Below are 17,202 nucleotides of genomic sequence, written 5' to 3'. Positions count from 1 at the left end.
CATGCAAAAGCTCTATGCCATTGCCTGTGTGATCGGTTGGGGGTTCTTCTATGCGTTCGCCTATCTTGCCGTGGCCTCGTCGAACGACGCCGAATGGATGTCGGTGATCTACGGCCTGCTGTCCTTCGCGGGCTTCGTGGCCGGCATGTTGTGCTGGGTGCGGCTGGTCCGCGGCAAGCGGCCGGTCATCAGGACGATGCCCATGGGCGTCGCCCGGGTGCGGAGGCCGCTGTGACTCACCGGACCCGGATCGGCGGCCTTTGCATCGATTGCCAGACCGACGATCTGGGTCCGGCACTGGCCTTCTGGTCGGCGGCGCTGGGGCGCGAGGGTGCTCTCGTCGAGGACGGGCGCTATGCCCAGCTCAGTGGCCCGCCCGCCGCGCCGCAGGTGATCCTGCAGGCGGTCGGCCACGACCCCCGCGTGCATCTCGACATCGAGACCGACGATATCGAGGCCGAATGCGCCCGTCTGACCGGCCTCGGCGCGGTCGAGATCACGCGGATCAAGGACTGGGTGGTGATGCAGGCGCCCACCGGGCACCGCTTCTGCCTGGTTCCGCCCGAAGGGGATTTTCCAAAAGATGCCAGGGAGGTCGACTGAATGTTCTACCGCGAGGCCGGCGATTTCAAGACGTCCTACCGGGACGACAGCCAGACCTTTCCGATCGGGTTCGACCGCTACCGCTATTACGCAGTGCTGGTGCTGGCCTTCGCGGTCGTGCCCTTCGTCATCGACGACTACTGGGCCAGCGCGATCTTCGTGCCCTTCCTGATCTATGCCATCGCCGCCATCGGGCTTAACATCCTTGTGGGCTATTGCGGGCAGCTGTCGCTGGGCACCGGCGGCTTCATGGCGGTGGGGGCCTATGCCTGCTACAAGCTGATGACCGCCTTTCCCGACCTCAACATCGTCGTCTGCATCCTGGGCGGCGGGCTGGTCACGGCGGCGGTGGGGGTGCTGTTCGGCCTGCCCTCGCTGCGGATCAAGGGCTTCTATCTCGCGGTCGCGACGCTGGCGGCGCAGTTCTTCCTGGTCTGGCTCTTCAACAAGGTGCCGTGGTTCTACAACTATTCGGCCTCGGGGCAGATCTCGGCGCCCGCGCGCAGCGTCTTCGGCCTGCCGGTCACAGGCCCCGGCGTCGAGGCCTGGGCGCAATACATGATCTGTCTCGTCTTCGCCGTCGTGCTGGCCTGGGCCGCGCGCAACCTGACGCGGGGTACGGTCGGGCGGTCCTGGATGGCGATCCGCGACATGGACATCGCGGCCGAGATCATCGGGGTGAACCCGCTCAAGGCCAAGCTGACGGCGTTTGCGGTCTCGTCCTTCTATATCGGCATCGCGGGCGCGCTGTTCTTCGCGGTCTATCTGGGCGCGGTCGAGGTCGGCGAGGCCTTCGGCATCCAGAAGAGCTTTCTCATCCTCTTCATGATCATCATCGGCGGGCTCGGCTCGATCTTCGGCAGCTTCGCGGGCGCGGCCTTCCTGGTGCTGCTGCCGGTCCTGCTGAAAAACGTGCTGGTCGGCACGCTGGGATGGCCCACCGACCTGACCGCCCATGTCCAGCTGATGATCGTGGGGGCGCTGATCATCGGCTTTCTGATCGCCGAGCCGCACGGGCTGGCGCAGCTCTGGCGGATCGGAAAGGAAAAGCTGAGGCTCTGGCCATTCCCGCATTGACGGGCACGACACGCGCGACCGACCGGGCCAACCCGGCACGCATTTTCAAGGGAGGAACGACGACATGACGACACGACTGGCACCGCTTGCGCTTTGCGCGGCCCTGGCCGCGGGCCCTGCCCTGGCCGATCTGGTCTTCCCCGATCTCAGCTACCGCACCGGCCCCTTCGCGGCGGGCGGCATTCCCTTCTCGGACGGCTATCAGGACTACTTCACCCTGATGAACGAACGCGACGGCGGCATCGGCGGGGTCAAGGCCCGGGTGCCCGAATGCGAGACCGCCTACAACACCGAGAAGGGGGTCGAGTGCTACGAGGCCACCAAGGGCGACGGCGCGCTGATCTACCAGCCGCTGTCCACCGGCATCACCTATCAGCTGATCCCGAAGGTCGAGGCCGATCACATCCCGCTGCACACCATGGGCTATGGCCGCACCTCGGCCGCCAATGGCAAGGTCTTCGAATGGGTGTTCAACTATCCCGCCAATTACTGGGACGGGGCCTCGGTCGTCATCAAGTACCTGATGGACGAGAACGGCGGCAGCCTCGAGGGCAAGAAGATCACGCTGCTGTATCACAACTCGGCCTATGGCAAGGAGCCGATCCCGACGCTCGAGGCGCTGTCGAAGAAGCACGGCTTCAGGCTGACGCTGATCCCGGTCGACAGCCCCGGACAGGAGCAGAAGTCACAATGGCTGCAGATCCGGCGCGAGCGGCCCGATGTCGTGGTGATGTGGGGTTGGGGCGTGATGAACCAGGTCGCGATCCAGGAGGCCGCCAACATCGGCTTCCCGATGGACCATTTCATCGGCAACTGGTGGGCCGGGGCTGAACATGACGTGACCCCCGCGGGCATGGCCGCCGACGGCTACAAGGCGCTGAACATGAACCGGGTGGTCGATTACCCGGTCTTCGCCGATATCCGCACCCATGTCGTCGACAAGGGGCTGGCGGCGGGCGACGGGTCCAATGTGGGCTCGGTGCTTTATACGCGTGGCATGTATGCGGCGATGCTGGCGGTCGAGGCGGCGAAAACCGCGCAGGAAATGACCGGCACCGCCCAGATCGACGCGGCGATGATGCGCGACGGGATGGAGCATCTGGAGATGACCGCCGCCAGGATGGACGCGCTGGGCATGCCGGGGATCGGCCCGGAATTCACCGTGAGCTGCGCCGATCACGGCGGGTCGGGCATGGCCATCGTCCAGCAGTGGAACGCGGGCGACAAGAAATGGGTGCCGCTGACCGATTTCATCGCCCCCGATGCCGAGGTGATCGCGCCGCTGGTCGAGGCGGATTCCGCGGCCTTCGCGGCCGAGAACGGCATCGCGCCGCGCTGCGACTAAGCCCTGTCCGCCCCCGGCCGCGACCCGGCCGGGGGCTTCGCCCACAAGGAAAACGCCGATGTTCGATGCCGCGCCGCAGGGCGAGACCCTGCTTGAGGTCAACAATATCGAGGTGATCTACAACCACGTCATCCTGGTGCTGAAGGGCGTGTCGCTGTCGGTGCCGCAGGGCGGCATCACGGCGCTTCTGGGCGGCAACGGCGCGGGCAAGACCACGACGCTGAAGGCCATCTCGAACCTTCTGCGGTCGGAACGCGGCGAGGTCACCAAGGGCTCGATCCTCTATCGCGGGACGCGCGTGCAGGACCTGAACCCCGCCGATCTGGTCAAGGCGGGCGTGATCCAGGTGATGGAGGGGCGGCACTGCTTCGAGCATCTGACGGTCGAGGAAAACCTGCTGACCGGCGCCTACACGCGCACCGACGGCCGCGCCGCGATCCAGGCAGACCTGGAGATGGTCTATGGCTATTTCCCGCGCCTGAGGGAAAGGCGGAAAAGCCAGGCGGGCTATACCTCGGGCGGCGAGCAGCAGATGGTCGCCATCGGCCGGGCGCTGATGAGCCGGCCGCAGATGATCCTGCTGGACGAGCCCTCGATGGGGCTGGCGCCGCAGCTGGTCGAACAGATCTTCGAGATCGTGAAATCGGTCAACGAGAACGAGGGCGTGACCTTCCTTCTGGCCGAGCAGAACACCAACGTGGCACTGCGCTATGCCCATTACGGCTATATCCTCGAATCCGGCCGCATCGTGATGGACGGCCCGGCGGCGGATCTGCGCGAGAACCCGGACGTCAAGGAATTCTATCTCGGGATGTCAGATCAGGGCCGCAAGAGCTTTCGTGACGTACGGTCGTATCGTCGCCGCAAGCGCTGGCTGAGTTGACGAAAAGGCACTCGTCGGGCCACGCTGCCCTCGCAGACCGGAAAGAGTGACCGAAGGAGTGCTTATGTCCGTCCATTTCGACGATCTCGAAACCCGCTCGGCGGACGCGCGGGCCGCTTCGCTGGCCGAATGCCTGCCGACGCTGATCGCGGCCGCGCGCGCGCTGCCCGGCTATGCCGCGACGCTGGCCGAGGTGAACCCGCTGGCCGTGACCTCGCGCGAGGCGCTGGCGGCGCTGCCGGTCCTGCGCAAGTCCGAACTGGTGGCCGCGCAATCGGCCGAGGCCCCCTTGGGCGGCTACACCGCCTGGGGCCAGCATCAGTTCGACCATATCTTCCAGTCGCCGGGTCCGATCTACGAACCGGGCTGCGTCAGCACCAACTGGTGGCGGCTGGGGCGCTTCCTCTATGCCGCCGGGATCGGCGAGGGCGACATCGTCCAGAACTGCTTTGGCTATCATCTGACCCCCGCCGGGATGATGTTCGAGAACGGCGCGCGGGCGGTCGGCGCGGCGATCCTGCCCGCGGGGACCGGCCAGACCGATCTGCAGGTGCGCGCCGCCCATGACGTAGGCGTGACCGCCTATGCCGGCACCCCCGATTTCCTCAAGGTGCTGCTCGATCGGGCGGACGAGCTGGGGATGGACCTCTCGCGCATCCAGCGCGCCGTCGTGTCGGGCGGGGCGCTGTTCCCGTCGCTGCGCCAGGAATATGCGGATCGCGGCATCGCCTGCCTGCAATGCTATGCGACCGCCGATCTGGGCAATGTCGCCTATGAAAGCCCGGCGATGGAGGGGATGATCGTCGACGAGGGCGTGATCGTCGAGATCGTGCGCCCCGGCACCGGCGATCCCGTGCCCGAGGGCGAGGTGGGCGAGGTCGTGGTGACCGCGCTGAACCCCGACTATCCGCTGGTGCGGTTCGCGACCGGCGATCTGTCGGCGGTGCTGCCGGGCCTCTCGCCCTGCGGCCGCACCAACATGCGCATCAAGGGCTGGATGGGCCGGGCCGACCAGACCACCAAGATCAAGGGCATGTTCGTGCGCCCCGAGCAGGTCGCCGATCTGGTCGCGCGGCATCCCGACGTCGCGAAAGCGCGGGTCGTGGCGGGGCGCGCGGGCGAGAAGGACATGATGACGGTGCGGATCGAGACCGAGGCGACCGACCCCGCGCCCTACGCGGCCTCGGTGGCCGCCGTGCTCAAGCTGAAGGCAGAGATCGAGCTGGTCGCGCCCGGCAGCCTGCCCAATGACGGGCTGGTGATCGAGGACACCCGGAAATACGACTGACCGCCCGGCGCCTCGGGAGGCCCCTCAGGTCCGGCGGCGCAGGGATTTCGGGGGCGGAATGGTCCGGTGCAGGCAATGCCTGCCGGACGGTTCCGTCGCCCGGCCCGCGGCCCCTGCCCGTTCCGGCGGGCCGGGCGGGGCCCCGCAGGGCCGCCCGGCCGAATGCTCAGGTCTCGTCGTCGTCCTCGGAGGACATGTCGGCGATATCGTCGAGCGAGACATTGTCGTCGTCGTCGTCCTCGAGCACATCGTCGCCCAGGTCGACATCGGTGCTGTCGTCCTCGTCATCGATGATGTCGTCATCGGTGTCGATGTCTTCATCGCGCGCCTTGGCGGGCGCGGCCTTCTCGGCGATCAGCGTGCGGTGCTTGCCGGTGGTCAGGCTTTCCGCGGAAAAGCTGTGACCGCAGGAGGGGCAGGTCATCGGGTCGCGCTGAAGATCGTAAAATCGGGTAGAGCAGTGCGGGCAAACGCGCTTAACGCCCCATTCTTCCTTGGGCATGGGCATCCTCTCACAGGGGTCACGGCTTTGCGGTTGCAGCCACGTGCCATAAGTCCCCCCACGTGTCAAAGCCCTTTTCGGCTGATATGCTCGCAGGAAAAGACGAGGCAGAGATGAGCATCACCCGCATTCCCGGCGATCCGCCGCTCGAGGTCACGCTGCGCCGTTCGGCGCGGGCGCGGCGCTATTCCCTGCGCGTCTCGCAGCTTGACGGACGGGTGACGCTGACCCTGCCGCAGCGCGCGCCCGAGGCCGACGGGCTGGCCTTCGTCCGCGAGAAGGAAGCCTGGATCCGCCGGCACCTGTCGGCGCGGCCCGAGGATCAGGTGGTGCGCGCGGGCGGCACGGTGCCCTACGAGGGCCGCGCGCTGGCGCTGGTGCCCGGCAGCGGCCGGGCGCCGCGGCTGCACGAGGGGACGCTGGCCGTGCCCGGCCCCGCGGCCGAGGTGCCCGCCCGGGTGCAGGCCTTCCTGAAGACCCGGGCGCGGGCGCGTCTGGCGGCGGCGGCCGACGGCTATACCGCCGCGCTGGGGCTGTCCTACCGGCGGCTCACGCTTCGCGACGCCCGGTCGCGCTGGGGGTCCTGTTCCTCGCGGGGCGATCTGATGTTCGCCTGGCGGCTGATCATGGCCCCGCCCGAGGTGCTGGACTATGTCGCGGCCCATGAGGTGGCGCATCTGGTCGAGATGAACCACTCGCCCGCCTTCTGGGCCGTGGTCGCGCGGCTGATGCCGGGCTATGAAGCGCCCCGCGCCTGGCTGAGGGCCAATGGCGCGGCGCTTCACCGTGTGCGTTTCGGCGATTGACGCCCGGCCCCGCGCGGCAGCACTATCGCCCCCATGCTGATCCAGACCCGCCCCGGCGAGACCGTCTCTGCGGCCCATGAGCGTCTTTACCGCACGCTCCGGACCCAGATCATGCATGGCGAACTGGCCCCCGGCGCGCCCCTGACGCTGAGGGGGATCGGCAAGAGCTTTGGCGTGTCGATGACCCCTGCCCGCGAGGCGGTGCGGCGGCTCGTGGCCGAGGGCGCGCTGACCCTGTCCTCGTCGGGCCGGGTCTCGACACCCGAGCTGTCGAACGAGCGGCTGGAGGAACTGGCCTCGCTGCGCGGGTTGCTGGAACCCGAACTGGCCAGCCGCGCCCTGCCCCGCGCGCATTTCGCGCTGATCGAGCGGATGCAGAAGATCAATGCCGAAATCGGCGAGGTCGTCGCACGGGGCGATGCGGTCGCCTATATCCAGAAGAACCTGGAATTTCACCGCGCGCTTTACCTGCGCGCCCAGGCCCCCGCGATGCTGGCCATCGCCGAGACGGTCTGGCTGCAGCTTGGCCCGACGATGCGGTCGTTCTACGGACGCCTCGGCCGGACCGAGCCGCCGCAGCATCACCGGATGATCCTCGCCGCGCTTCGGGTCGGGGACGAACCCGCGCTGCGGCTGGCGGTGCGCACCGACGTGACCCAGGGGCTGAAGTTCCTCGCGACCTGATCGGCGATGCCGGGTGCGCCCCCGCCGCTCTGGCGCACGACCCGGAGCTGGGCTATTCCGGCCCGCGACCGCGCTTTTGCGGCGCCCAGCAGCCGATCGGAACCTGCCCCATGCCTGTCGTCACGCTTCTGACCAACCCCGCGCGCGCGTCCCTCGACCGCGGCACCGTCGAATCGCTTCGGGATGCCTGGGGCGGCGGCGAGGCGATCTGGCTGGCCCCCGGCATTGCCGCCGAGTTTGCCGTCGCGGCGCTGCCCGGCAATTTCCGCGAGGTCTGGGCCGGTCTGCAGGGGCTGGGGATCGACCTTGTGGCCCAGCCCGCCGAGGGCCGCCGCAAGCGGCTGCTGATCGCGGACATGGATTCGACCATGATCCAGCAGGAGTGCATCGACGAACTGGCCGCCGAGGCGGGGGTCGGCCCCCGGGTCGCCGAGATCACCGCGCGGGCGATGAATGGCGAACTGGATTTCCACGGCGCGCTGCGCGAACGGGTCGGGTTGCTCAAGGGGCTCGATGCGCGCGTCATCGACAAGGTGCTGGCCGAGCGGATCACCTTCATGCCGGGCGGCCATGTGCTGGTCGCGACAATGAAGGCCAACGGCGCCCATGCGCTTCTGGTCTCGGGCGGCTTCACCAATTTCGCTTCGAAGGTCGGGGCCGCGCTCGGTTTCGACGAGTACCGCGCCAACACGCTGCTGATCGAGGACGGCCGCCTGACCGGCACCGTGGCCGAGCCGATTCTGGGGCGCGAGGCCAAGGTCGCGGCGCTGCGCGAGGTGACAGAGCGGCTGGGCATCGGAGTTGAGGATGCGCTTGCCGTCGGCGACGGGGCGAACGATCTGGGCATGCTGGGGCTTGCGGGCGCGGGCGTCGCGCTGCATGCCAAGCCCTCGGTCGCGGCCCAATGCGAGCTTCGGGTCAATCACGGCGACCTGACCGCGCTGCTGTACCTGCAGGGCTACGCCCGGGACGAGTTCGTTTCCTAGCTCGTTCGGACCGTCCAAGACCATTTCCGGCATAAGCCACCCGAGTCCCGGCAGACCTGTCCGGGAAGAGGAGGCCGGGAATGAGGAGGCGCGCCGGACTGATCTCCGTGATCTTCCTTCAGGCATTGCCTGCGTCGGCAGACGACCACGAAGACGACCTCGGCGCGCTCATCGAGTTTGCCCGATCCAATCCTCTGACCGAAGGAGGGTGCTGGCTGGAGATGCAGAACGTATTTGGACACTGGGAGAAGCTTGCCCTCATCTTCGGATTCGCGGATCCTGGCGATTTCACCGCCTGCGCTGAAATCGCAGGCTGGGCGGCCGAGACCAATCCGGCCAGGAGGTACCGGTGCACTCCGGTGGACCGAGATCAGGCCGCATCGCCGCCTAGTCGGTGTCGTCGACCGACCCGCGCAGCGCCTTGACCGCGCCGCGTTCCTTCTTGGCCGCCAGCCGCCGACGTTGCGACCCCAGCGTGGGCCGGGTCGGCACCCGCCGTTTGGGCTTTTCCAGCGCCTTCCGGATCAGCTCGGCCAGCCGCTCGCGGGCAATCTCGCGGTTGCGGGCCTGACTGCGGGTCTCTTCGACCCGGATCAGCACCGCGCCGTCCTGGGTCCAGCGCCGCCCCGCCAGCCGTTTCAGCCGGGACTTGACCGGGCCGGGCAGGTTCGGAGACCGCTCGGCCTCGAACCTGAGATCGACCGCGGTCGAGACCTTGTTGACGTTCTGCCCGCCGGGGCCGGAGGAGCGCGAGAACACCTCGGTCAGTTCCCAGTCCGCAAGGGCGACGGTATCGGTGATGCGCAGCATGGGGGGACCCTATCGCGGTGGTCGCAGGACGCAAGAGCATGGCGGCCCCGGCCTGCCCCATCATGGGCCGAGAGGACGAAACGGAAAGGGCCGTTCTTGCGAACGGCCCCGAGAGCTACGGAGATGGCCCGGTTAGAGCGTGGGCCCAATCAGAAGATTTCAGTCTCAGGGATTGCCCTCAGACCACGGCCCCCCTGACTGTTCCAAGACCCTTCTCCAATATCACTCTAGACACTGGACCACCTCCTTTCTGCTGTTGCCGTTGAGTTCAGCCTGCCACAGATCTGGTATAAGTCCAGTTAATTCACGCAAGCTGTGCGGTCATACGCCTAACAATCAAGCGAAATGGCACAAGCGCGATCAAGGCGAGGGCAAGTTTCACGCACCAATCCGCCAGCGCCAGCGAAACCCACAGCGGCACCTGCGGTCCGACCCCCAGAAGCGGCAGCATCTCACCCGCCCAGGACACGTCATTGGCGGGCTCCAGCATGCTGAGCGTTCCGGAAAACGCGACGCTGAAGAAGACCAGCGTATCGACGCTCGACCCGATCAGGGTCGAGGCCAGCGGCGCCCGCCACCAGCGGCCCGCGCGCAGCCGGTCGAACACCGCCACGTCCAGCAGTTGCGCGCAGAGGAAGGCCAGCCCCGACCCCATGGCGATGCGCAGGGTGACGATCGGGCCGAACTCGCCCTGGATCTGGGTGCCGATGAAGGAACAGATCACCCCCACCACGAAGCCCGCCAGGACCACGCGGCGGGCGGCGGCCACGCCATAGACGCGGTTCATCACGTCGGTCACGAGAAAGGCCAGCGGATAGGTGAAGGCGCCCAGCGTCAGCCATTGGCCGAACAGCACCTGGACGAGGATATTCGAGGCCACGACGATGGCGGCCATGGCAAGGATGCCGGGAAGAAGACGGGTCATGCTGCGGGTTCCGTTTTGGCAAGGTCGCGGAGACTTGGTCCGCGCGGGAGGCCCGCCGGACGCGGTTTCCTACAGCCCCGCCGCGCCGCTGACAACCCGGTATTCGACGAACTGGTTGCGCTGGATCGCCAGCCCGTTGTCGTCGCTGACCAGGCTCAGCCGGATCGCCCCGGCCTTGTCGCGCCAGACCGCCAGCCCTTCCAGATTGCCGTGCCGGCCCGACCCGGTTTCCAGCAGGACGCTGTCTTCGGTCGCGCCGTCGGGTCCCAGCGCGATGCGCCGGACCCGGCTGCGAAAGCCGAACGGCCCGTCGAAGGCGCGTTCCAGAAGATAAAGCTGCCCGTCGGGGCCGAAATCCGCGCCTGAGGGGTGAAACCGCCCCTGTGGCAGCAAGCTGGCGGCGCGGGTCCAGCCCCGGGCGTCATGGCGGTAGACCGGGATCGCGCCGTCCTCCGTCCAGCGTTCGGGAATGGCGTAAAGCGCGCCGTCCGGGCCCAGCGCCAGCGCCTCGATCCCGCCATTCTCGGGATAGGCGGCGGCGTCGGGCGGCGGGTCCAGCGCCTCGGGGCGCACCGCGCCCGGCGCCCAGCGCAGGATCCGGTGATCGCCCTCGAAGGCCACGTAAAGCGTGCCGTCTGGCGCCAGGGCCAGCGCCTCGGCATCGGTCTCGGCCCGTCCTTCCAGCGGGCGCCCGTCCGGGCCGGTCAGGGGATGCGGCGCCGAGACCCGCAGTGCGACGGGGATCTCGTCCCTGCGGGCGATGGTGACATCCAGCCGCCAGCCCCGGTCGGCGACCAGACGGCTGCTTGTGCCATCGGCCGAAAGCTCGAGCCCCGAAAGCCCCTGCGTCGCGGCGGTCTTGGCGATGGCCAGCTCGGCGACCAGTTCGGCCCGCGTTCCGGGGGCGGCGCGCGGCGACAGGGCCGTCGCGCCCAAGGCCAGAAGACCGGCGGCGAGGCTCAGTCCGAGGCCAGCACGGCGCGGCATTCGCGGGGCAGGTCGGTCATGGTGAACTCGCGCGCGCCCCGCTTTCTGGGCTGGGGCTTGGCCGGTTGCGCGGGCCGGGCCGCCTTCTTCGGCGGATCGAGATAGTCGGTCACCCACCATGTCAGCGTCTCGTCGCAGCCATCCCCGCCCTTCGACAGTTCCGCTACCGTGGGCCGCTGGGTCTCGCAACTGCGCGCGCCGGGCGGACATTTCAAACGCACGTGAAAATGCGTGTCATGCCCGTAAAGCGGGCGGATCTTCTGCAGCCAGGCGCGGTCGGCGCGGGTCGCATGCTTGCACATCTCGATCTTGACCGGGGCGGTGACGAAGATCCGGTCGACCGCCGGGTCCATCGCCGCGGCGCGCAAAAGTGCTGCATGCGCGGCGGTATAGTTGCCGTTCACCCGGCGCTGGTCGGCAGAGCGCACCGAGATCGACGAGATCGATTCCCGCTCGGCCCGGGTCAGGGTCAGCCGCCTGGGCGGCAACATCCAGATATCGGCGTCGAGCCCGATCTGATGCGAGGCATGCCCGCTGGTCATCGGACCGCCCCGGGGCTGGCTGATATCGCCGACATAGATGCCCTTCCAGCCGATGGCGGCAGCGTGGCCACCCAGCCGCTGGATGAAGGCGATCATTTCGGGCTGGCCCCAGTTGCGGTTGCGCGACAGCCGCATCGCCTGCCAGGTCGGGCCGGTCTCGGGCAGCTGCACCATACCGGCGCCGCAGCCCCTGGCGTAGGTGCCGATGGGCGCGGGCGCCTGCCGCGAGGCGCGTTTCTCCGCCCCGAACAGCGAGGCCGCCGTCGGCGCCGCCGAGACCGGCAGAGCGGTCGCAACCGCCAGTGCCAGCGCCAGGATCTTTCCGCTCAGGGTGTTGGCCATCGATCCGCCCGTTCGCCCTCTGCCCGGACGAAGCCTAGCAGACCGAGCCCCAGCAGGAAAAGAACAACCAGAGGGATAATGCCCGCGGGCTGCGAGCCGGTCAGGTCGGTCACCAGCCCGATCGACATCGGCGCCAGAAAGGCGGTGGCCTTGCCCGACAGCGCGTAAAGCCCGAAGCTTTCGGTCATCCGCGCCGGATTGGCCTGACGCACCATCATCGTGCGGCTTGCGCTTTGCAGCGCGCCGCCCGCCGCGCCGATCACCGCGCCGACCAGGTAATAGGCCAGATCGGGCAGGGTCGAGCCCGGCGCCACCGGCAGCCACAGAACCGTCGTCCGCGAGATCGAGATCGCCAGCACCGCCGCCGCGATCAGCGCGACAAGGCAGACGAGGATCACCGGTTTCGGCCCGAAGCGGCGGTCGGCCTTGCCGCCCAGCCAGGCGACGAGGGCCGCGGTCACCACGGCGAGGATGCCGAACAGGCCCACATCGACCACAGACCAGCCCAGAACCCCCGCCGCGTAGATGCCGCCAAAGACATACATCCCGTTCAGCGCGTCGCGGTAGACCATCGAGGAAAGCAGATAGGCCGACAGGCTTGGCGTCTTCGGCAGACGTCGCAGCGTCGCCGAAAGCTCGGGCCCGACCTGGCCCAGCGCCTGGCGCAGCGTCGCGCGGCGCGGGCTTTGCGGCAGGCGCACCCAAAGAAAGAACGGAAGCATCGAGACCGCATACCAGATCGCCACGAAGGGCCCGACGAACCGGGTGCCCTCGCGCGTTTCCGGGTCGAGCCCGAAGGCCGGCGCGCGCCCGAGCAGGGTCCGTCCGGCCTCGTTCTCGGCAAAGAAGGCCAGCGTGAGCACCAGCGCGATCAGCCCGCCGACATAGCCGAAGGCCCAGCCCGATCCCGAGATCCGCCCCAGTTCGTCGCGCGGCCCCAGATCGGGCAGCATCGCATTGACGAAGATCGCCGAGAACTCCATGCCGACCAGCCCGAGCCCGAAGAAGCACAGGATCAAAGGCAGGCTGAACCCCGTCGGATCGGCAAACCAGAGCCCGGCCGCGCCCAACACATAGAAGACCGAGAACAGCGCGATCCAGGGCATCCGGTGCCCGTTCAGGTCGGCGACCGCGCCAAGACAGGGGGCCAGCAGGGCGACGATCAGCCCGGCCGCGCCGACCCCGTAGCCCCAGGCCGCCTGCGCCGCCGAGCCGTCGCCCAGCAGATCCTTGACATAGGGCGCGAAGATGAAGGTCAGTAGAAGCGTCGCATAGGGCTGGCTGGCCCAGTCGTAAAACCACCAGCCCCAGATCCGCCGCTGTGCCATCCTGCCATCGATCGCCGCCATCTTGCCCCGCCATCCCGCAACCCGCTCATCTGACAGGGTTTCCGGGTCAGGCGCAATCGGTCTTCTCGGGGCGGAGGCCGGGTCCGGTCAGTCGGCCATGGGCGGCCAGGGACGTTCGGCCTCGGCCGCGATCCAGGCCTGCACCCAGTCCGGCAGGGGCGGCGGAGCGACCTCGCGTCCCATCGCCGCCATCATCCGTGCCGTCGGCACGATGCCGTTCCGGTCGGTGACCGCCGCGCGATACAGCGCGTGGTTGGCACAGTCGCCGTTTCGCCACATGCCCTGTTCGATATAGAGGAACTTGTCATCCCACCCGACGCAGCGGCTGCGGATCTCGAAGGTGTCGAACATCTTCACCCGGCGGCGGTAGCGCACCGAGACCCCGGCCATGGTCAGCGCCCAGCGCTCGCGCCTGAGCACGGCGATCAGCCCGACCCGCTGCGCCAGCGGCAGCCGCCCCAGATCCAGCAGCGTGAGCGTCCGCCCGTTGTTCAACTCCATCCACATGTCCAGATCCCAGGGCCAGCAGACATGGCGCGAGACATGGATGCCGGTCAGCGGCAGCGGCTCGGCATTGCGGTGCAGGTAGAGTTCCTTGAACAGGCGGAAGAAGGGATACATCGGCAGGCTCCGTCGCGCATGAGGCAACCCTGCCTCGCGCGGCACGGGGCTGCGGTCAAGGGACTCGCGGCGGAAAGCGTGACGGAAAGCCCGTTGCGCATGGGCGCCTGTCCGCCTACCTCTTGGGCAACCGCCCCAGGAAAGGCCTGCCCATGCTGTCTCTGTTCCAGATCCTCCTGCTGATCCTCGACATCGTCTGGTTCATCATCATCGTCCAGATCATCATGTCCTGGCTGATCAGCTTCAACGTGCTCAACGTCTACCAGCCGCTGGTGCGCCAGATCTGGTCGGGCCTGAACCGGCTGCTCGAGCCGCTTTATTCGCCGGTGCGCCGCATCCTGCCCAATACCGGCGGGCTCGATCTGGCGCCGCTGATCGTGCTGATCGCGATCTATGCGCTGCGGATCATCATCGCCAACAACATGATGGCCTTCGTCTGATCGCCTGAGGCCATCCGGAGCGCGGGCCGGGGCACCGGCGGCGCCGCGCCCCGAGGGTTGTTCACCCCGTCTTAGTATGGGATGGTCCATGGTACCGAGCAGTTTTCCTAAAATACCATGGAAACCATGGACCGCCCCCACGCCCTTTTGCAGTCGATCTTCGGCTTCGACGCCTTCCGTCCCGGCCAGCAGGACATCGTCGAGGCCGTGGCCTCGGGCCGCAACACGCTTGCGATCATGCCCACCGGGGGCGGCAAGTCGCTGTGCTTCCAGCTTCCGGCGCTGCTGCGCGATGGCGTGACCGTGGTGATCTCGCCGCTGATCGCGCTGATGCGCGACCAGGTGCGCGGGCTGACCGAGGCCGGGGTGCCGGCCGGTGCGCTGACCTCGGGCAATACCGACGAGGAAACCCGGGCGGTATTCGACGCGCTCGAGGCCGGGCGGCTGAAGCTTCTGTACATGGCGCCCGAACGGCTGGCCTCGGGCGGCACCGCCAACATGCTGCGCCGGATCGGCGTCGGGCTGATCGCGGTCGACGAGGCGCATTGCGTCAGCCAGTGGGGCCATGATTTCCGCCCCGACTACCTGCGGATCGGCGACCTGCGCCGGGCGCTGAACGTGCCGCTGGCGGCCTTCACCGCCACCGCCGATGCCGAGACCCGGGCCGAGATCGTCACCCGGCTGTTCGACGGCGAGGCACCGGAAACCTTCCTGCGCGGTTTCGACCGCCCGAACATCCGGCTGGCCTTCAGCCCCAAGGACCAGCCCCGCCGCCAGATCCTGGCCTATGCCGCCGCCCGCAAGGGCCAGTCGGGCATCGTCTATTGCGCGACGCGGGCCAAGACCGAAAGCCTCGCCGCCGCGCTGGAACAGGCGGGCCACAGCGCCTGTTCCTATCACGGGGGCATGGAGGCCCAGGACCGCCGCGCGGTCGAGGCGCGGTTCCAGACCGAGGACGGGCTGATCGTGGTCGCAACCGTCGCCTTCGGGATGGGGATCGACAAGCCCGATATCCGCTGGGTCGCCCATGCCGACCTGCCCAAGTCGATCGAGGCTTATTACCAGGAAATCGGCCGCGCGGGCCGCGACGGAGCCCCGGCCGAGACGCTGACGCTGTATGGCCCCGACGACATCCGCCTGCGCCGGACCCAGATCGACGAAAGCCCGGCGCCGCCCGAACGCCGCGCCGCCGATCATGCCCGGCTGAACGCGCTGCTGGGGCTGGCCGAGGCGCTCGATTGCCGCCGCCAGACGCTTCTGGGCTATTTCGGCGAAGAGGCCGTGCCTTGCGGGCATTGCGATCTCTGCGACCACCCGCCCGAGCGGTTCGACGCCACCGAGGCCGTGCGCAAGGCGCTGTCGGCGATGCTGCGGACAGGCGAGTATTTCGGGACCGGCCATCTGATCGACATCCTGACCGGGGCCGCGACCGACAAGATCCGCGAGTGCGGCCATGACAAGCTGCCAACCTACGGCGTCGGGCGCGAATTCGACAAGCGCGGCTGGCAGGCGGTGTTCCGCCAGATGATGGGCCGCGACCTGGTCCGCCCCGATCCCGAACGCCACGGCGCGCTGCGGATGATGGAGGCCGCGCGCCCGATCCTGAAGGGCGAGGCGACGATCGAGCTGCGCCGCGACACCATCGCCGCGGCCGCCGCCGCCCGGCCCGCCGTCAAGATGCTGGTCAGCGAGGAGGACGCGCCGCTGCTGTCGGCGCTGAAGGCCAAGCGCCGGGCGCTGGCCGAGGCCGCAGGCGTGCCCGCCTATATCATCTTCACCGACCGAACCCTGATCGAGATGGCCGAGACCCGCCCCGCCAGCCTCGACGCCATGGCGCGGATCTCGGGCGTCGGCGCCACCAAGCTGGAACGCCACGGCGCCGAGTTCCTGAAGGTCATCACCGGCGCCGAGGCCGACCTGCCCCACCCCGCCCGGCGCAAGCTGGCGGGCGGCGGCGCGGCCTCGCTTTACGACCGGCTGATGGCCGCGCAGAACAGGCTCGCCCGGGGCGAGGATGGCTGCGAAAAGCCGCTGAGCTGCACCGCCTCGCAGGTGGCCAAGCTGGCCGAGATCCGGCCCTCGGACATGGGCACGCTGACCCGGCTTCTGGGCGAACGCCGGGCCGACCGCTTCGGGGCGGCCTTCCTCGACGTGCTGGCCGAGGGCTGAGGCGCCTTTACCCCGGCCGCAGGGCTGCTATCAGTCGCCCGAACGTGCAGGAGGTTCCCGATGCTTGTGGTGATTTCGCCCGCCAAACGGCTTGACGAAAAGCCCGGTCCCGAGAGGGCCGAGACGACGCGGCCCGAGTTTCAGGCCGAAGCCACCCATCTGGCCGGGGTGGCGGCGCGGCTGTCGCCCGAGGATCTGCGCGGGCTCATGCATATCAGCGACAGTCTTGCCAGCCTCAATGCCGCGCGGTTCGCGGGCTTTCAGGCCGACCCCGCCCCCGAGGCGGTGAAACCCGCCGTCCATCTTTTCGACGGCGACACCTATGCCGGGCTCGATGCCGGATCGCTTGATCCCGAAGACCTGCGCTATGCCCAAGGCCATCTGCGCATCCTGTCGGGGCTGTACGGGCTGTTGCGTCCGCTCGACGCGATCCAGCCGCACCGGCTGGAAATGGGCAGTCGGCTGGCGACCGAGAAAGGCGCCTGCCTGTACGACTTCTGGGGCGACCGGGTCGCCGAGGCGCTGAACCGCGCGGCAGAGGCGGCAGGCACGGACTTTCTGGTGAACTGCGCCAGCAAGGAGTATTTCACCGCCGCCGACCGGGCCGCACTAAGGCCCAAGGTCGTCACGCCGGTCTTTTTCGAGGAGCGCCCCTCGGGGCCGAAGATCGTCAGCTTCTACGCCAAGAAGGCACGGGGCGCGATGGCGCGGTTCATCGTCGAACGCCGCCTGACCGATCCCGAGGGCCTGAAGGACTTCGACGCGGGCGGCTACCGGTTCCGGCCCGAAGTTTCGGACGACAGCACGCTCGTGTTCCTGCGGGACGGCGACTCCTGACGGAAC

The 17,202-nt window shown here is 68.4% G+C and carries 19 protein-coding genes; 12 read left to right on the top strand and 7 right to left on the bottom strand.

The annotated features are described in order from the left end of the window. Position 1: 1 nt before the first annotated feature. From DSD19_RS22045 to DSD19_RS07760, 6 genes are all read left to right on the top strand, one after another. The gene (locus DSD19_RS22045; protein ID WP_113669160.1) at positions 2–235 is read left to right on the top strand and encodes a hypothetical protein; all 234 of its coding nucleotides are present in this window, start codon (positions 2–4) and stop codon (positions 233–235) included. Then, positions 232–603, top strand: a complete 372-nt coding sequence (locus DSD19_RS07780; RefSeq protein ID WP_075783853.1) for a VOC family protein — start codon at positions 232–234, stop codon at positions 601–603. Before DSD19_RS22045 ends, DSD19_RS07780 begins: the two co-directional genes overlap by 4 nt. Then, positions 604–1,680, top strand: a complete 1,077-nt coding sequence (locus DSD19_RS07775) for a branched-chain amino acid ABC transporter permease (protein ID WP_075783854.1) — start codon at positions 604–606, stop codon at positions 1,678–1,680. It begins immediately after the preceding gene. Between the two features lie 64 nt (positions 1,681–1,744). Beyond that, on the top strand, positions 1,745–3,025 hold the full coding sequence (locus DSD19_RS07770; protein ID WP_113669159.1) for an ABC transporter substrate-binding protein: 1,281 nt from the start codon (positions 1,745–1,747) through the stop codon (positions 3,023–3,025). Between the two features lie 58 nt (positions 3,026–3,083). Then, positions 3,084–3,908 (top strand): ABC transporter ATP-binding protein, encoded by an 825-nt coding sequence (locus DSD19_RS07765; protein WP_075783856.1) that lies wholly within the window; start codon positions 3,084–3,086, stop codon positions 3,906–3,908. A gap of 64 nt (positions 3,909–3,972) precedes the next feature. Beyond that, on the top strand, positions 3,973–5,196 hold the full coding sequence (locus DSD19_RS07760) for a phenylacetate--CoA ligase family protein (protein WP_113669158.1): 1,224 nt from the start codon (positions 3,973–3,975) through the stop codon (positions 5,194–5,196). 166 nt (positions 5,197–5,362) lie between these two features. Here DSD19_RS07760 and DSD19_RS07755 read toward each other — a convergent pair whose 3' ends face one another. Continuing rightward, a complete protein-coding gene (locus DSD19_RS07755; protein WP_075783858.1) occupies positions 5,363–5,698 on the bottom strand; it encodes a TIGR02300 family protein in 336 nt (111 codons plus the stop codon). A gap of 119 nt (positions 5,699–5,817) precedes the next feature. On the opposite strand from DSD19_RS07755, the gene DSD19_RS07750 reads away from it, so the two are divergent. The 3 genes from DSD19_RS07750 to serB all read left to right on the top strand — a co-directional run bounded on the left by DSD19_RS07750 (position 5,818) and on the right by serB (position 8,174). After that, positions 5,818–6,504, top strand: a complete 687-nt coding sequence (locus tag DSD19_RS07750) for a M48 family metallopeptidase (protein WP_165828088.1) — start codon at positions 5,818–5,820, stop codon at positions 6,502–6,504. Positions 6,505–6,537: 33 nt separating this feature from the next. Next, on the top strand, positions 6,538–7,188 hold the full coding sequence (locus DSD19_RS07745; protein WP_075783860.1) for a GntR family transcriptional regulator: 651 nt from the start codon (positions 6,538–6,540) through the stop codon (positions 7,186–7,188). Positions 7,189–7,298: 110 nt separating this feature from the next. Further along, complete coding sequence (gene serB, locus DSD19_RS07740; RefSeq protein WP_113669157.1) at positions 7,299–8,174, top strand: phosphoserine phosphatase SerB; 876 nt, start codon at positions 7,299–7,301, stop codon at positions 8,172–8,174. 387 nt (positions 8,175–8,561) lie between these two features. Here serB and arfB read toward each other — a convergent pair whose 3' ends face one another. The 6 genes from arfB to DSD19_RS07710 all read right to left on the bottom strand — a co-directional run bounded on the left by arfB (position 8,562) and on the right by DSD19_RS07710 (position 13,750). After that, positions 8,562–8,984 (bottom strand): alternative ribosome rescue aminoacyl-tRNA hydrolase ArfB, encoded by a 423-nt coding sequence (gene arfB / locus DSD19_RS07735; protein WP_075783863.1) that lies wholly within the window; start codon positions 8,982–8,984, stop codon positions 8,562–8,564. A 304-nt stretch (positions 8,985–9,288) separates the two neighbouring features. After that, a complete protein-coding gene (locus DSD19_RS07730) occupies positions 9,289–9,909 on the bottom strand; it encodes a queuosine precursor transporter (RefSeq protein ID WP_075783864.1) in 621 nt (206 codons plus the stop codon). 69 nt (positions 9,910–9,978) lie between these two features. Further along, positions 9,979–10,896 carry an esterase-like activity of phytase family protein gene (locus DSD19_RS07725; RefSeq protein ID WP_113669156.1) on the bottom strand — a complete coding sequence of 306 codons (918 nt, stop codon included), beginning with the start codon at positions 10,894–10,896 and terminating at the stop codon, positions 9,979–9,981. Continuing rightward, complete coding sequence (gene mepA / locus DSD19_RS07720) at positions 10,869–11,780, bottom strand: penicillin-insensitive murein endopeptidase (protein ID WP_075783866.1); 912 nt, start codon at positions 11,778–11,780, stop codon at positions 10,869–10,871. Before mepA ends, DSD19_RS07725 begins: the two co-directional genes overlap by 28 nt. Further along, positions 11,765–13,129 carry an MFS transporter gene (locus DSD19_RS07715; protein ID WP_243627808.1) on the bottom strand — a complete coding sequence of 455 codons (1,365 nt, stop codon included), beginning with the start codon at positions 13,127–13,129 and terminating at the stop codon, positions 11,765–11,767. Before DSD19_RS07715 ends, mepA begins: the two co-directional genes overlap by 16 nt. Before the next feature lie 87 nt (positions 13,130–13,216). Beyond that, complete coding sequence (locus DSD19_RS07710) at positions 13,217–13,750, bottom strand: acyl-CoA thioesterase (protein ID WP_113669155.1); 534 nt, start codon at positions 13,748–13,750, stop codon at positions 13,217–13,219. A 152-nt stretch (positions 13,751–13,902) separates the two neighbouring features. On the opposite strand from DSD19_RS07710, the gene DSD19_RS07705 reads away from it, so the two are divergent. The 3 genes from DSD19_RS07705 to yaaA all read left to right on the top strand — a co-directional run bounded on the left by DSD19_RS07705 (position 13,903) and on the right by yaaA (position 17,196). Continuing rightward, positions 13,903–14,190, top strand: coding sequence for a YggT family protein (locus DSD19_RS07705; protein WP_075783868.1), 288 nt, complete (start codon positions 13,903–13,905; stop codon positions 14,188–14,190). 126 nt (positions 14,191–14,316) lie between these two features. Then, complete coding sequence (gene recQ, locus DSD19_RS07700; protein ID WP_207802431.1) at positions 14,317–16,359, top strand: DNA helicase RecQ; 2,043 nt, start codon at positions 14,317–14,319, stop codon at positions 16,357–16,359. A gap of 60 nt (positions 16,360–16,419) precedes the next feature. Next, positions 16,420–17,196 (top strand): peroxide stress protein YaaA, encoded by a 777-nt coding sequence (gene yaaA, locus DSD19_RS07695; RefSeq protein WP_075783869.1) that lies wholly within the window; start codon positions 16,420–16,422, stop codon positions 17,194–17,196. Positions 17,197–17,202: the final 6 nt, after the last annotated feature.

The organism is Rhodovulum sp. BSW8 (assembly GCF_003314725.1).
GTDB lineage: Bacteria > Pseudomonadota > Alphaproteobacteria > Rhodobacterales > Rhodobacteraceae > Rhodovulum > Rhodovulum visakhapatnamense.
Note: the sequence above shows the minus strand (reverse complement) of the source record. Positions and strands in the feature narration are given on the sequence as shown.

What these genes read in the sequence shown, in the direction of transcription:
- DSD19_RS07705 (WP_075783868.1), top strand. Translation starts at nt 13,903, where the DNA reads ATGCTGTCTCTGTTCCAGATCCTCCTGCTGATCCTCGACATCGTCTGG.
- mepA (WP_075783866.1), bottom strand. Translation starts at nt 11,780, where the DNA reads ATGGCCAACACCCTGAGCGGAAAGATCCTGGCGCTGGCACTGGCGGTT.
- DSD19_RS07730 (WP_075783864.1), bottom strand. Translation starts at nt 9,909, where the DNA reads ATGACCCGTCTTCTTCCCGGCATCCTTGCCATGGCCGCCATCGTCGTG.
- DSD19_RS07745 (WP_075783860.1), top strand. Translation starts at nt 6,538, where the DNA reads ATGCTGATCCAGACCCGCCCCGGCGAGACCGTCTCTGCGGCCCATGAG.
- DSD19_RS07770 (WP_113669159.1), top strand. Translation starts at nt 1,745, where the DNA reads ATGACGACACGACTGGCACCGCTTGCGCTTTGCGCGGCCCTGGCCGCG.
- arfB (WP_075783863.1), bottom strand. Translation starts at nt 8,984, where the DNA reads ATGCTGCGCATCACCGATACCGTCGCCCTTGCGGACTGGGAACTGACC.
- recQ (WP_207802431.1), top strand. Translation starts at nt 14,317, where the DNA reads ATGGACCGCCCCCACGCCCTTTTGCAGTCGATCTTCGGCTTCGACGCC.
- DSD19_RS22045 (WP_113669160.1), top strand. Translation starts at nt 2, where the DNA reads ATGCAAAAGCTCTATGCCATTGCCTGTGTGATCGGTTGGGGGTTCTTC.
- DSD19_RS07775 (WP_075783854.1), top strand. Translation starts at nt 604, where the DNA reads ATGTTCTACCGCGAGGCCGGCGATTTCAAGACGTCCTACCGGGACGAC.
- yaaA (WP_075783869.1), top strand. Translation starts at nt 16,420, where the DNA reads ATGCTTGTGGTGATTTCGCCCGCCAAACGGCTTGACGAAAAGCCCGGT.
- DSD19_RS07765 (WP_075783856.1), top strand. Translation starts at nt 3,084, where the DNA reads ATGTTCGATGCCGCGCCGCAGGGCGAGACCCTGCTTGAGGTCAACAAT.
- DSD19_RS07710 (WP_113669155.1), bottom strand. Translation starts at nt 13,750, where the DNA reads ATGTATCCCTTCTTCCGCCTGTTCAAGGAACTCTACCTGCACCGCAAT.
- DSD19_RS07760 (WP_113669158.1), top strand. Translation starts at nt 3,973, where the DNA reads ATGTCCGTCCATTTCGACGATCTCGAAACCCGCTCGGCGGACGCGCGG.
- DSD19_RS07715 (WP_243627808.1), bottom strand. Translation starts at nt 13,129, where the DNA reads ATGGCGGCGATCGATGGCAGGATGGCACAGCGGCGGATCTGGGGCTGG.
- serB (WP_113669157.1), top strand. Translation starts at nt 7,299, where the DNA reads ATGCCTGTCGTCACGCTTCTGACCAACCCCGCGCGCGCGTCCCTCGAC.
- DSD19_RS07755 (WP_075783858.1), bottom strand. Translation starts at nt 5,698, where the DNA reads ATGCCCAAGGAAGAATGGGGCGTTAAGCGCGTTTGCCCGCACTGCTCT.
- DSD19_RS07725 (WP_113669156.1), bottom strand. Translation starts at nt 10,896, where the DNA reads ATGCCGCGCCGTGCTGGCCTCGGACTGAGCCTCGCCGCCGGTCTTCTG.